13 protein-coding genes are annotated in these 13581 nt (G+C 61.7%); all 13 read right to left on the reverse strand.

All coding sequences use genetic code 11. The features are described 5' to 3' along the window. Positions 1-121: 121 nt before the first annotated feature. The 13 genes from T3A99_RS19070 to T3A99_RS19130 all read right to left on the reverse strand — a co-directional run bounded on the left by T3A99_RS19070 (position 122) and on the right by T3A99_RS19130 (position 13481). A complete protein-coding gene (locus T3A99_RS19070) occupies positions 122-1066 on the reverse strand; it encodes a S66 peptidase family protein (RefSeq protein WP_274090057.1) in 945 nt (314 codons plus the stop codon). A gap of 959 nt (positions 1067-2025) precedes the next feature. Beyond that, complete coding sequence (lipA, locus tag T3A99_RS19075) at positions 2026-3048, reverse strand: lipoyl synthase (RefSeq protein ID WP_047229497.1); 1023 nt, start codon at positions 3046-3048, stop codon at positions 2026-2028. A gap of 1 nt (position 3049) precedes the next feature. Further along, the gene (gene lipB / locus T3A99_RS19080; RefSeq protein ID WP_107321818.1) at positions 3050-3697 is read right to left on the reverse strand and encodes a lipoyl(octanoyl) transferase LipB; all 648 of its coding nucleotides are present in this window, start codon (positions 3695-3697) and stop codon (positions 3050-3052) included. Continuing rightward, positions 3697-3972 (reverse strand): DUF493 domain-containing protein, encoded by a 276-nt coding sequence (locus T3A99_RS19085; protein ID WP_047229495.1) that lies wholly within the window; start codon positions 3970-3972, stop codon positions 3697-3699. Before T3A99_RS19085 ends, lipB begins: the two co-directional genes overlap by 1 nt. A gap of 81 nt (positions 3973-4053) precedes the next feature. After that, entirely contained in the window at positions 4054-5211 is a 1158-nt protein-coding gene (locus T3A99_RS19090; RefSeq protein WP_107321817.1) for a D-alanyl-D-alanine carboxypeptidase family protein, read from the reverse strand. A 171-nt stretch (positions 5212-5382) separates the two neighbouring features. Beyond that, positions 5383-6408 (reverse strand): septal ring lytic transglycosylase RlpA family protein, encoded by a 1026-nt coding sequence (locus T3A99_RS19095; RefSeq protein WP_316912257.1) that lies wholly within the window; start codon positions 6406-6408, stop codon positions 5383-5385. Further along, positions 6408-7418 (reverse strand): lytic murein transglycosylase B, encoded by a 1011-nt coding sequence (gene mltB / locus T3A99_RS19100; protein WP_047229492.1) that lies wholly within the window; start codon positions 7416-7418, stop codon positions 6408-6410. The genes T3A99_RS19095 and mltB overlap by 1 nt, the downstream gene beginning before the upstream one ends. 17 nt (positions 7419-7435) lie before the next feature. Then, positions 7436-8539, reverse strand: coding sequence for a rod shape-determining protein RodA (rodA, locus tag T3A99_RS19105; protein WP_047229517.1), 1104 nt, complete (start codon positions 8537-8539; stop codon positions 7436-7438). A gap of 31 nt (positions 8540-8570) precedes the next feature. Next, on the reverse strand, positions 8571-10466 hold the full coding sequence (gene mrdA, locus T3A99_RS19110) for a penicillin-binding protein 2 (RefSeq protein WP_047229491.1): 1896 nt from the start codon (positions 10464-10466) through the stop codon (positions 8571-8573). Positions 10467-10476: 10 nt separating this feature from the next. Further along, the gene (gene rlmH / locus T3A99_RS19115; RefSeq protein WP_047229490.1) at positions 10477-10944 is read right to left on the reverse strand and encodes a 23S rRNA (pseudouridine(1915)-N(3))-methyltransferase RlmH; all 468 of its coding nucleotides are present in this window, start codon (positions 10942-10944) and stop codon (positions 10477-10479) included. 9 nt (positions 10945-10953) lie between these two features. Continuing rightward, entirely contained in the window at positions 10954-11448 is a 495-nt protein-coding gene (gene rsfS / locus T3A99_RS19120) for a ribosome silencing factor (RefSeq protein ID WP_014340379.1), read from the reverse strand. Between the two features lie 73 nt (positions 11449-11521). Beyond that, the gene (nadD, locus tag T3A99_RS19125; RefSeq protein WP_047229489.1) at positions 11522-12208 is read right to left on the reverse strand and encodes a nicotinate-nucleotide adenylyltransferase; all 687 of its coding nucleotides are present in this window, start codon (positions 12206-12208) and stop codon (positions 11522-11524) included. 1 nt (position 12209) lies between these two features. Continuing rightward, positions 12210-13481, reverse strand: coding sequence for a glutamate-5-semialdehyde dehydrogenase (locus tag T3A99_RS19130; RefSeq protein WP_047229488.1), 1272 nt, complete (start codon positions 13479-13481; stop codon positions 12210-12212). Positions 13482-13581 lie beyond the last annotated feature (100 nt).

The following is a 13581-nucleotide window of genomic DNA, read 5'->3' on the forward strand; positions in this document are numbered from 1 at the left end:
TGGCGGCTACCGCCATCGCGAGCAAGCTCGCTCCCACAGTTGACCGCGTTCTTTCAGAGAAACGCGGGGCCAATGTGGGAGCGAGCTTGCTCGCGATGACTGACCATCAGGCAACAAAAATCTAACCCCTGACCACCACATCCTGCTCCAGCACCAACCTCTTCTCCCCCGCATCCAGCGTCACCAACGCGCCCATAGGCAGCGTCAGGTTCGGATCGCAATGCCCACTGCGCCAGCCGGACAACACCGGGATACCAAACGGCTCGAAGGTCTGCTGGAACAGTTTGTTCAACGCCTCGACGTCCACCCCGGCGACATCCCCCAGCAATACACCCCGCAGCTTTGCCAGCGTGCCAGCCAGCCGTAACTGGGTCAGCAGACGGTCGATGCGGTAAAGCGGCTCGTTGATGTCTTCCACCAACAGGATCACGCCTTCGGCGTCGATTTCGTAGGGCGTGCCCATGGTCGCGGCAATCATCGACAGATTGCCCCCCAGCAAACGCCCGCAGGCGATGCCGGGTGCGACGGTAGTCAATGGATAAGCTGCGGGATGGCTCAGCACACTGCCGGCCTTCAACTGCCCGCGCAACAGGCTGAAAAAAGAAGTGACGGTGGAGGGTTCCTTGTCGCCGAGAAGATCGGCGTTGAGCAACGGGCCATGAAAGGTGACAAACCCTGCATATCGGCTGATGGCCAGGTGCAAGGCGGTGATGTCGCTGTAGCCGACGAAGGGCTTGGCGTTGCGCCGCAACAGGTCGAAATCGATGCGGTCCAGCAAACGCGGGGTGCCGTAGCCGCCGCGCAGGCAAATGATCGCTTTTACTTCTGGGTCGGCGAAGGCGGCATGCAGGTCGTTGAGGCGTACTTCGTCGCTGCCGGCCAGGTAGCCGTCCTTTTCGTACACACCTGGGAATATACGCAGCTCATGGCCCCGGGCGCGCATCCATTGGATGGCTTTGTCCGTTTCCAGGTTTGCTGGACCGGCGGGGGCGATCACGGCGATCAGGCCTTCGGTCGGGAGTGCTGGGACGGGGTGATGTGGATTTAGGGTGTGAGTGGGTTCCATGAGTCTCCCGGTTTTTAGGCATGCTTATGGGTGTATATCCGTTTTTTGCGTAACGGCGGCTGGCGGTTCCGCTCTTACAGCGGGTCACTTTTGGAAGAGCGCCAAAAGTAACCAAAAACGCTTTGCCCCACCACTCGGCACCTCGCTTAGGCTCGGTGTGCCCGAACGCAGGCATTGCTCCGTGGGCCCGCCGCGAAGGGCCATCCATGGCCCAGCGCGGCTATCCCGGCATCCATGCCGGGATGCCCACTGCGCAATACCTGCGTTCGGCCAGCGTGGTTTAACGGGGCGTCAAGATCAAGATCAAGATCAAGATCAAGATCAAGATCCAAAGCAAAGCAAAGCAAAGCAAAGCAAAGCAAAGCAAAGCAAAGCAAAGCAAAGCAAAGCAAAGCAAAGCAAAGCAAAGCAAGAGCTGGGCATGTCCAGCATCTATGTGGCTGAACCACCGCTATCGCGAGCAGGCTCGCTCCCACACTTGATCTTCAGCAGCCACAACGCTCATATAACCCCCAGCCCCCCTGTGGGAGCGAGCCTGCTCGCGATGAGGCCAGCAAAGCCAGTATCCATGCAACTGAACCACCGCTTTCGCGAGCAAACCCGCTCCCACAGGGGAAACGCGATACCCCCAAACCAGGCCGGCTGTCAGGCCGCCTCGCGGTGGACGTTGATCTGGGGCGCCCCGTTAACCACGCTGGCTGAACGCAGGCATTGGTTCGTGGGTAACCCGGCATGGATGCCGGGTTAGCCGCGCTGGGCCATGGATGGCCCTTCGCGGCGGGCCCACGAACCAATGCCGGAGTGAAGGCATGCCGAGCCTAGGCGAGGCACCGAGTGGTGGGGCAAAGCGTTTTTGGTTACTTTTGGCGCTCTTCCAAAAGTGACCCGCTGTAAGAGCGGAACCATAAGAGGCCATTACCGCAGCAACGGATATGTACCCGCCCCAAAAAACTAAAGGATCAAGACCCGAGCAACTCAGCCTTGACCAACTTAGCCTGCTCATCCGCATGATACGAAGACCGCACCAACGGCCCGGAAGCAACGTTCTTGAAGCCCATCTTGTACCCTTCCTCAGCAAACCAGGCAAAGGTATCCGGGTGCACAAAACGCTGCACCGGCAGGTGACTACGCGAAGGCTGCAGATACTGACCCAGGGTCAGCATGTCGATGTCATGCTCACGCATGCGCTTCATGACCTCGATGACTTCTTCGTCAGTTTCCCCCAGGCCCAGCATCAAGCCGGATTTGGTCGGAATGTGCGGCATCATCTGCTTGAAGCGTTGCAGCAAGGTCAGCGACCACTGGTAGTCCGAACCCGGACGCGCAGCCTTGTACAGGCGCGGTACGGTTTCCAGGTTGTGGTTGAAGACATCCGGCGGCTCGGCGGCGGTGATTTGCAGTGCGATGTCCATGCGACCGCGATAGTCCGGCACCAACGTCTCAAGCTGCACGTTCGGTGACAGCTTGCGGATTTCGCGGATGCAATCGGCAAAGTGCTGGGCACCGCCGTCACGCAGGTCGTCGCGGTCCACCGAGGTGATGACCACGTACTTGAGCTTCAGGTCGGCAATGGCGATGGCCAGGCTTTCGGGTTCGTTCACGTCCAATGGCTTCGGCCGACCATGGCCGACGTCACAGAACGGGCAGCGACGGGTGCAGATGTCGCCCATGATCATGAACGTAGCGGTGCCGCCGGAGAAGCATTCCCCCAGGTTCGGGCAGGACGCTTCTTCACAGACGCTGTGCAGTTTGTGTTTGCGCAGCAGCGCCTTGATGCGGTCGACTTCCGGCGAAACCGGGATGCGCACGCGGATCCAGTCGGGTTTCTTCGGCAGTTCGGTGGTTGGGATGATCTTGACCGGGATGCGTGCAACTTTCTCGGCGCCGCGCAGCTTTACGCCGGCCTCGACCTTGGCACGCGGGGCCGGACGCTCGGTAACATCCAGCGTCGGGATCATGGTTTGCACAGCATCAGTAGTCATATCAGTCGATTCCGCCCGTGAGGGTCGTCTGCTCAGCGTAGTCGAGGTGTTTGACGAGCTGCGCGCGCAGCCGGGCACTTACCTCGGCAAATTCAATCGATCCTGTGTGATCGCACAGCTGGGTCATCGCCAGCCCCGCATAGCCACAGGGATTAATCCGTCGAAACGGCTCCATGTCCATGTCCACGTTCAACGCCAGGCCATGAAACGAACAACCATGGCGGATACGCAAACCCAGAGAGGCAATTTTCGCTCCGTCGACGTAGACACCCGGAGCATCCGGCTTGGCCGCTGCTGTCACGCCGTAGCTGGCCAGCAGTTCGATCAGGCAGGTCTCCATGCGGGTGACCAGCTCGCGTACGCCGAACCCCAGCTTGCGTACGTCCAGCAACAGATAGGCCACCAATTGACCGGGGCCATGGTAGGTCACTTGGCCACCGCGGTCGGTCTTCACCACCGGGATATTCCCCGGCAGCAACAGGTGTTCGGCTTTGCCGGCCTGGCCCTGGGTGAACACCGGCGGGTGTTGCACCAGCCAGACTTCGTCACCGGCGGTGGTGCCGCGGTCGTTGGTGAAGCGTTGCATGGCATGCCAGACCGGCTCGTAAGCCATCTGGCCCAGCTCGCGAAAGCCCAGCGTGCCCGGCATCACAACACCATGTGCACGAACCCGGTCGCTCGCAACTCGCTGTTGATGTCGTACAGCTGTTCCTGACCGGTGGCAATGATGTGCAACTGAATCGTCGTGTACTTGCCGTTGGTACTCTGGCGTTCGGCCAGGGTCTTGTGATCAACGGTGGCGTGTTTTTCAAGAATCGCGATGATCTTGTCCTTGAATCCCACACCGGTGTCGCCAATTACCTTGATCGGATAATCCTCGCAAGGGAACTCGATCTTTGGCGCCTTTACTTCTGAGTCTGTCATGGCGTAACGGCCTCGTAAGCCGTGGTAACGCACATGGCCCCGCACCGGAAAGGAACGGGGCCATGCAGGTCAACACTTCAATCAGTTGAACAAGCCGTAGAAGAATAGACGGATGCTATCCCAGATGCGGCGGAAGATACCACCTTCCTCGACCGCGTCCAGAGCGATCAGGTCAGCGCTGTGCACCACTTTGTCGTCCAGCTTGACTTCCACCTTGCCGATCACGTCGCCCTTGGCGATTGGCGCGATCATTTGCGGATTCATGGTCATGGTCGCGACCAGCTTTTTGAGCTGGCCTTTTGGCAGGGTCATGGTCAGGTCCTGGGCCAGGCCGGCCTTCACCTGATTGGTGGTGCCTTTCCACACCTGGGCCTGGGCCAGTTCAGTGCCCTTCTGGTAGAAGGTCTGGGTTTCGAAGAAGCGGAAACCGTAGGTCAAAAGCTTCTGGGTTTCGGCGGCACGGGACACTTCGCTGTTGGTGCCGAAAACGACGGCGATCAGGCGCATGCCGTCACGAACGGCCGAAGACACCATGCAATAGCCGGCTTCTTCGGTGTGGCCGGTCTTCAGGCCATCGACGGTCTTGTCGCGCCACAACAGCAGGTTGCGGTTAGGCTGCTTGATGTTGTTCCAGAAGAATTCCTTCTGGGAGTAGATGGCGTAGTGCGCCGGGTCTTCGTGAATGATCGCTCGCGCCAGAATCGCCATGTCGTGAGCCGAAGAGTAGTGCTCCGGGTTCGGCAAGCCGGTCGGGTTCATGAAGTGGCTGTTGGTCAGACCCAGGTCGCTGGCAGTCTTGTTCATCATGTCGGCGAACGCATCTTCGCTGCCGGCGATGTGCTCGGCCAGGGCGACGCTGGCGTCGTTGCCGGACTGGATGATGATGCCGTGCAGCAGGTCGCTGACGGTCACTTGCGAACCGACCTTGATGAACATCCGCGAACCGCCGGTGCGCCAGGCGTTTTCGCTGACGGTCACCGGATCGTTTTCACCGATCTGGCCACGACGGATTTCCAGGGTGGCGATGTAGGCGGTCATCAGTTTGGTCAGGCTGGCCGGTGGCAGGCGCTGGTCACCATTGTTCTCCACCAGGACCTCGCCGCTGCTGGCATCCATGAGCACAAAGGATTTGGCGGCCAGTTGAGGGGGCGCAGGCATCATCTCGACCGCGAACGCGGCAGGTGAGAGCAGCAGCGGGACTAGCAGGCAAAGGCGTTTGGCAAAGGTGGTGATGTTCATCCGTCTCTCGAAATCGCTAATGGAAACTGCCCGAAGGGCAATACTAAACAGGCCACCTTCTAACGGGTCGCCGCGTATTTAAGTTGCTCACTCACATCCCTTGCCGGGCTTTTGTTATTCGTAGAGCCAACAACCTGGCCCGCTCCAACCGCTAGCGGACCTTCAATCAAATCATTCCGCGCTGACCACGCTCGGCGAACCGAGATTGGCCAGGCGTACACTGTTCTGCACCTGCTGGACTTCATCCGGAGAACCGATCGGCCCCAGGCGCACCCGATGCAGTGTCTGCTGGTTGCGCACGATGGAGCTGATGAAGACCGGCGCGCTGACCATCGAGCTGAGCTTGGATCTCAACAGTTCGGCAGCGTCCGGGTTGGCGAACGCGCCGACTTGCAGATACTGGCCAGACGCTGTTGCAGAAGCGTTTTTTTTTGCGTCGAGCGGCACGGGCACCACGGCGGCGGCGTGTTGCTGCGGCGGCGGGGACCATTGCTCGACCGTGCCAGTGGAAGCCGTCACGGTCGGCGCGGCATTTTGCGCCACTTTTGGCTCGTTGAGCATCAAAGGCGCCGGACGGCCTCGCTGGGCCCACCATTCCTGCGGATCGATGCCTTCGACCTTGACTCGCGCGGTGCCGCTTTCAGCGTAACCGAGTTTTTTCGCCGCCGCATACGACAGGTCGATGATGCGGTCGGAATAGAACGGCCCGCGGTCATTGACCCGCAGGATCACAGCCTTGTTGTTGTCCAGGTTGGTCACCCGCACATAGCTGGGCAGCGGCAAGGTCTTGTGGGCCGCGCTCATGCCATACAGGTCATAAACCTCGCCATTGGCGGTGTTCTGGCCGTGGAACTTGGTGCCATACCAGGACGCCGTGCCCGAAGCGACGTAACGCTTGGATTCGGCCATCGGGAAATACGTCTTGCCCAGCACCGTGTACGGATTGGCCTTGTACGGGCCGGTGTGCAGGGTTGGCGTGGCGTCGGGAATGCGCGAAACATCCACGTCCCACCACGGCGCGCCGTCCTTGTGGGCCCGGTTGATGTCCAGGCCTGGCGTGGCGCGCACGGCAGTAGAGGTTTTCTGGGCCGGCGGGCGACTGGTGGAGCAACTGACGACCAGCAACGACAGTGCAGCCAGCGCTACCAGCTTCAGGGGTCCGGCTTTCAGGGGTTGATAGGTAGGCAATGCCTGCATTATTTGACGCCCCGTGCTTTGACCAGCTCTTCAGACAGCTGATGCACGGCCATGGCGTACATCACACTGCGGTTATAACGCGTAATCGCGTAGAAATTCTTCAGGCCCATCCAGTACTCAGGGCCTTGTTCGCCTTCCAGGCGAATCGCGGTGACTGGCATGTCGTCACGCAGCGCATCATGACTCGACCACCCCAGCGCCCGCAACTCCCCGACGGTCTTCGTCGGCTCGATGCCTGTGGTCAGGCCTTCGTCTACCTGGTCGCCACGCACGTCTGCACGGCTGACCACCGGCTCGCCAGGCTCCCAGCCGTGGCGCTTGAAGTAGCTGGCAACACTGCCGATGGCATCGGTCGGGTTGGTCCAGATATTAATGTGGCCATCGCCGTCGAAGTCCACCGCATAGGCGCGGAAACTGCTGGGCATGAACTGCGGCAAGCCCATGGCTCCGGCATAGGAGCCCTTGAGGGTCAACGGATCGACCTGTTCCTCGCGAGCCAGCAGCAAGAACTCGCGCAGCTCCTTGCGGAAGAACTCGGCGCGCGGCGGATAATCGAAGCCCAGGGTCGACAGCGCATCGACCACCCGGAAATTCCCGGTATTACGACCAAAAAACGTCTCGACACCAATAATAGACACGATGACCTGAGCCGGCACGCCATACTCCTGCTCGGCGCGAGCCAGCACGGCCTCGTGCTGGCGCCAGAAGTCCACGCCCCGGGCGATGCGCGCCTCGGAGATGAACATCGGCCGATACTCGCTCCACTGCTTGACCCGCTCGGCGGGCCGGGAGATCGCGTCGAGAATCGACTGCTTGCGCTGGGCCTCGCGGAACACCCCCATCAGCTGTTCACCGGCAAAACCGTAGTCGCGGGTCATTTCACCGACGAATTCGGCCACTTGCGGCGAGCCTTCATATTCGCCGGCCAGGGCGTGCGACGCACCGCCCAGGAGGCCGAACAGGCCGACCCACGGCGCAAATCGCGTCGACCAGCCACGCATTGCTTGCATTGAACTCTTCACCTTATTCAAACCTGCGCGATCCACTTGCGATGGGTATGGATCGACATCAAAACCCCAAACGCTGACAGTAGCGTCACCAGCGAAGTTCCTCCGTAGCTAATGAATGGCAACGGCACCCCCACGACCGGCAACAGGCCACTGACCATACCGATATTGACGAAAACATAAACAAAAAACGTCATGGTCAGACTGCCCGCGAGCAATTTGCCGAACAATGTCTGGGCCTGGGCGGTAATCACCAGGCCACGGCCGATCAACAACAGGTAGATCAGCAGCAGCACGCAAATACCCACCAGACCGAACTCTTCGCCCAACACGGCGATGATGAAGTCGGTGTGGCTTTCCGGCAGAAAGTCCAGGTGCGACTGGGTACCCAGCAACCACCCTTTGCCGAACACACCGCCGGAGCCGATGGCGGCCTTGGACTGGATGATGTTCCAGCCGGTGCCCAGCGGATCGCTCTCCGGGTCGAGGAACGTCAGGACCCGCTGCTTCTGGTAGTCGTGCATCACGAAGTACCACATGGCCACGGACACCGGCACGGCGGCAGCGATCACGCTGAGGATCCAGCGCCAGCGCAACCCGCCCATGAACAGCACGAAGGCGCCGCCGGCCAGGATCAGCAACGAGGTGCCGAGATCGGGCTGGCGCACGATCAGGATAAACGGGACCCCAATCAGCAGCAGGCTGATGCCCACATGCTTGAGCTGTGGCGGCAAGGTGCGCTTGGACAGATACCAGGCGATGGTCGCCGGCATGATGATTTTCAGGAACTCGGAAGGCTGGAAGCGGATCACCCCGGGGATGTTGATCCAGCGTGTCGCCCCCATGGCGTTGTGGCCCATGATGTCCACGATCACCAACAAGACCACGCCGCCCACATAGGCCAGCGGCACCCAGCGCGCCATGAACCGAGGCTCCAGTTGGGCGATAAAGATCATCGATACCAGGCCGATGCCGAATGAAGTGGCCTGCTTGGCCAGCAGGTCCCAATTCTTGCCGCTGGCCGAATACAGCACGAACAGACTGCCGGCGGCCAGTGTCAGCAACAGGATCAACAACGGACCGTCGATGTGCATGCGCTGCAACAGAGTGGCGCGACGACGCATCACATCTTCGCTGGAGAGGATCCGGTCGAAATTATTCTTCACGGGCCGTAGCCTCCGCAGTGATGGGGCTTGCGTATTCGGGCTTGAGCTGGCCGTGTTCATCCAGCAGCCAGGCGTCCATGATCTGGCGCACCACCGGCGCGGCAACGCCGGAGCCGGACTCGCCGTTCTCGACCATGACCGACACGACGATCTTCGGGTTTTCGGCCGGTGCGAAACCAACGAACAAGGCGTGGTCGCGGTGGCGCTCCTGAACCTTGGAACGGTCGTACTTTTCGCCCTGCTTGATCGCGACCACCTGGGCCGTACCACTCTTGCCGGCAATCCGGTATTGCGCGCCGATGGCAGCCTTGCGCGCGGTGCCCCGGGCGCCGTGCATCACCTGCTGCATGCCGATATTGACCTTCTGCCAGTCCGACGGATTACGCAGGATGATGTCCGGCACCGGGTTGGGGTCCACGGGCTTCTGGCCTTCGATGGTCTTGGCCAGATGCGGGCGATACCACTTGCCTTTGCTCGCCACCAGGGCTGTGGCCTGGGCCAGTTGCAGCGGCGTCGCCTGCATGTAGCCCTGGCCGATCCCCAGGATCAACGTCTCACCCGGGAACCACGGCTGGCGGCGGGTCGCCCGCTTCCACTCGCGGGATGGCATCAGGCCCGGCGACTCTTCGAACATGTCCAGGGACACTTTCTGACCGAGACCGAACTTGCCCATGTAGGACGCCAGCCGGTCGATCCCCAGCTTGTGGGCCAGGTCATAGAAGTAGGTGTCGTTGGACCGCATGATCGCCGTTTCCAGATCCACGTACCCGTCGCCGGAGCGATTCCAGTTGCGGTACTTGTGGTCGTAGTTCGGCAGTTGGTAATAACCGGGGTCGTAGACCCGGCTGGAAGCGGTGATCACACCCGCGTCCAGCCCGGCAATCGCTACCGCCGGCTTGATGGTCGAACCCGGCGGATAGAGGCCGCGCAACACGCGGTTGAACAGTGGCCGATCGATGGAATCGCGCAACTCGGCGTAGGCCTTGAAACTGATGCCGGTGACGAACAGGTTCGGGTCGAAACTCGGCTGGCTGACCATCGCCAGGACCTCGCCGGTGTTCGGGTCCAGCGCCACGACAGCGCCGCGTCGGCCGCCCAACGCCGCTTCGGCGGCTTCCTGCAATTTGATGTCCAGGCTCAGGACGATGTCCTTGCCGGGGATCGGGTCGGTGCGCTTGAGCACCCGCAACACGCGGCCACGGGCATTGGTCTCGACTTCCTCGTAGCCCACCTGGCCGTGCAGCTCGGCCTCGTAGAAGCGTTCGATGCCCGTCTTGCCGATGTGGTGGGTACCGCTGTAATTGACCGGGTCGAGGTTCTTGAGCTCTTTTTCGTTGATCCGCCCCATGTAGCCCACCGAATGGGCGAAGTGCGCGCCCTGGGGGTAGTGACGCACCAACTGCGCCACCACCTCAACGCCCGGCAGGCGGAACTGGTTCACGGCGATCAGGGCGATCTGCTCTTCGGTCAGCTCGAACAGGATCGGCACCGGCTCGAACGGGCGCCGGCCCTGGCGCATGCGCTTCTCGAAAATCGCCCGGTCCTCGGGGGTCAGTTGCAGCACTTCGACGATCACGTCGAGCACCTTCTGCCAATCCCCGGACCGCTCACGGGTCATGCTCAGGCTGAAGCTGGGCCGGTTATCGGCCACCACCACGCCGTTGCGGTCGAAAATCAACCCGCGAGTCGGCGGAATCGGCTGCACGTGCACGCGATTGTTTTCCGACAGGGTCGAGTGGTACTCGTACTGAATCACCTGGAGGAAATACAGGCGCGCGATCAGCACACCAATCAGCGCCACGACCGCAATTGCACCGAACACGACGCGACCACGCACCAGGCGGGCGTCTTTTTCGTGGTCCTTGATGCGGATCGGCTGAGGCATGAGGGCAGGATTACTTGTGGTAAGGGTGCCCGGACAGGACTGTCCAGGCACGATACAACTGTTCGCCGATCAGAATCCGCACCAGCGGGTGCGGCAACGTCAAAGGCGACAACGACCAGCGTTGATCGGCCCGGGCACAGACTTCCGGTGCCAACCCTTCCGGGCCACCCACCATGAAGTTGACCGTGCGCGCGTCCAGCCGCCAGCGATCGAGCTCGACCGCCAGTTGCTCGGTGCTCCAAGGCTTGCCGTGCACTTCGAGCGTGACGATCCGCTCGTTCGGCCCGACCTTGGCCAACATGGCTTCGCCTTCCTGACGGATAAAGCGCGCCACATCGGCGTTCTTGCCGCGGGTGTTGAGCGGAATTTCCACCAGTTCCAGGGCCAGCTCGGAAGGAAGACGCTTGGCATATTCATGCCAGCCTTCTTCCACCCACTTGGGCATGCGGGAACCGACGGCGATCAGGCGCAGTCGCACAGCGATCCCTTATTGCTGGTCTTTGTTGAGCTTGGTGAAGTGCTCATGGGTGTTTTCCGGGCTGTGGTGCGCGGCGCTGGCCGAACGGCTTTGCTCGGCACCGGCCCACAGGCGCTCCAGGTCATAGAACTGGCGCGCCGAGGCGGTCATCATGTGCACGATGACGTCGTCCATATCCAGCAACACCCAGTCGCTGTCGCCCTTGCCTTCTTCACCCAGTGGCTTGACGCCCTGGGCCTTGACCGCTTCGCGAACCTTATCCAGCATCGCGCCGATCTGGCGGTTGGAGGTACCGGTGGCGATGATCATGTAGTCCGTGATGCTCTGCTTCTCGCGAACGTCGATCACCTGGATGTCCTGGGCCTTGACGTCTTCCAGGGCCGCCACGGCAACCTTGACCAGCTCTTCGCCGGCCAGTACCACGCCAGTATGAGCTTCTACGGGAAGCGGGGCGCTCTTGAATGTGCCCTTGCGCTTTACTTTGTTTACGTCTTTGTCAGTCATATAAAACTCGTTTTGCTCGTATGTTCGGGCGCTTCGCTACACGCATTCACGTGCCTTGAAGCGCGCCCTTTTTTCAGTTCGACGCACGGTACAGCCCGTGCGCATCGATGTAGGCCAGGACCGCGTCGGGCACCAGGAAACGTACCGACTTACCGCTGGCCAGCAGTTGACGGATCTGGGTGGCGGATACCGCGAGCGGCGTCTGCCAGACGAATGCAATCTGTCCGCTCGGCCCTTTCAGGGCCAGCGGGTCGCTCACCGAACGCGCCGCCAGCAGGTTGCGCAAGGCATCCGGCGGCTCGCTGTCGGCATCCGGGCGTTGCAACACCAGGATGTGGCAATGCTGGAGCAACTCTTCCCAGCGATGCCAAGTGGGCAGGCCGCAAAATGCGTCCCAGCCCAAAAGCAGAAAAACCTGGGCGTCGGCGGCCAGTTCGGCGCGCATCAGCTCCAGGGTATCAATGGTGTAGGACGGTTTGTCCCGCAGCAATTCGCGGGCGTCCACCACCAACGGCGCCACACCGGCCACCGCGCACTCGACCATCGCCAGACGGTCCTGGGCCGATACCTGCGGCGTATCCCGGTGAGGCGGCCTGGCGCTGGGCGTCAGGCGTAGCTCATCGAGGGCCAGGGCATCAGCGACTTCCAGCGCACCGCGCAAATGGCCGATGTGCACTGGGTCGAACGTGCCGCCCAGGATACCGATGCGCTGGGGCGCAGTTGTCGTCGTCACTGCGGCTGACGGGTCAAGGTCGCCCAAGTCAGACCGGCTCCTGTCCGCGCAACTGGCCGTCACCGACCACGATGTACTTCTCGCAGGTCAAGCCTTCGAGGCCCACCGGGCCACGGGCGTGCAGCTTATCAGTAGAAATGCCGATCTCGGCACCCAATCCGTATTCGAAGCCGTCGGCGAAACAGGTCGGGGTGTTGATCATCACCGACGCCGAGTCCACTTCGGCCACGAAACGCCGGGTTTCGCCCTGGTGTTCGCTGACGATGGAGTCGGTGTGGTGGGAACCATGGCGATTGATGTGCTCGATGGCCTGGTCCAGCCCGTCGACCACGCGGATCGACAGGATCGGCGCCAGGTACTCGGTGTTCCAGTCTTCTTCGGTGGCCTCGGCCGCCTCAATGATTGCCCGGGTACGCTGGCAACCGCGCAGCTCGACGCCTTTTTCGCGGAACTGGGCGGCCATCGCCGGCAGGAAGTCCTGGGCAACGGCCTGGTCCACCAGCAGGGTTTCCATCGCGCCGCAGATACCATAGCGGTAAGTCTTGGCGTTGAAGGCAATGCGCTGGGCCTTGGGCAACTCGGCGTGGGCACTGACGTAAACGTGGCAGATGCCGTCCAGGTGCTTGATCACCGGCACGCGGGCGTCGCGGCTGACTCGTTCGATCAGGCCCTTGCCGCCACGGGGCACGATGACGTCGACGAACTCGGGCATGGTGATCAGTGCGCCGACCGCGGCGCGGTCGGTGGTTTCCACCACTTGCACCACGGCCGCCGGCAGATCGGCTTCGGCCAGACCGCGCTGGATGCAGGCGGCAATCGCGCGGTTGGAATGAATGGCCTCGGAACCACCGCGCAGGATGGTCGCGTTGCCCGACTTCAGGCACAGGCTCGCAGCATCGATGGTCACGTTCGGCCGCGACTCGTAGATGATGCCGACCACGCCCAGGGGCACGCGCATCTTGCCGACCTGGATACCCGACGGCCGATAGCTCATGTCCCGGATCGCCCCGACCGGGTCCGGCAGCGCCGCGACTTGGCGCAGACCGACGATCATGCCGTCGATGCGTGCCGGGGTCAGCGCCAGGCGTTCGAGCATGGCCGGCTCGAGGCCGTTGGCCCGGCCGGCGGCCAGGTCCAGCTCATTGGCGGCGGACAACTCGGCGCGAGCAGCGTCCAGCGCATTGGCGGCGGCCAGCAGGGCGCGGTTTTTCTGCGCGGTGCTGGCACGGCCGATGATGCGCGACGCCTGGCGAGCGGCGCGACCCAGGCGGGTCATGTAGTCAAGAACGGACTCAGTCATGGTCTGTGTGGTCTTGGCAAAGGGGAAAGCGGCAGATTATAGCTGTCGTATCCCTCGACTAACAGCGTGGACTCACAGTGGTGACCGGCGGAAGAGCAAA

Origin of the sequence: Pseudomonas sp. N-137 (assembly GCF_034555295.1) — a bacterium.
GTDB classification, from domain to species: domain Bacteria; phylum Pseudomonadota; class Gammaproteobacteria; order Pseudomonadales; family Pseudomonadaceae; genus Aquipseudomonas; species Aquipseudomonas rhizophila.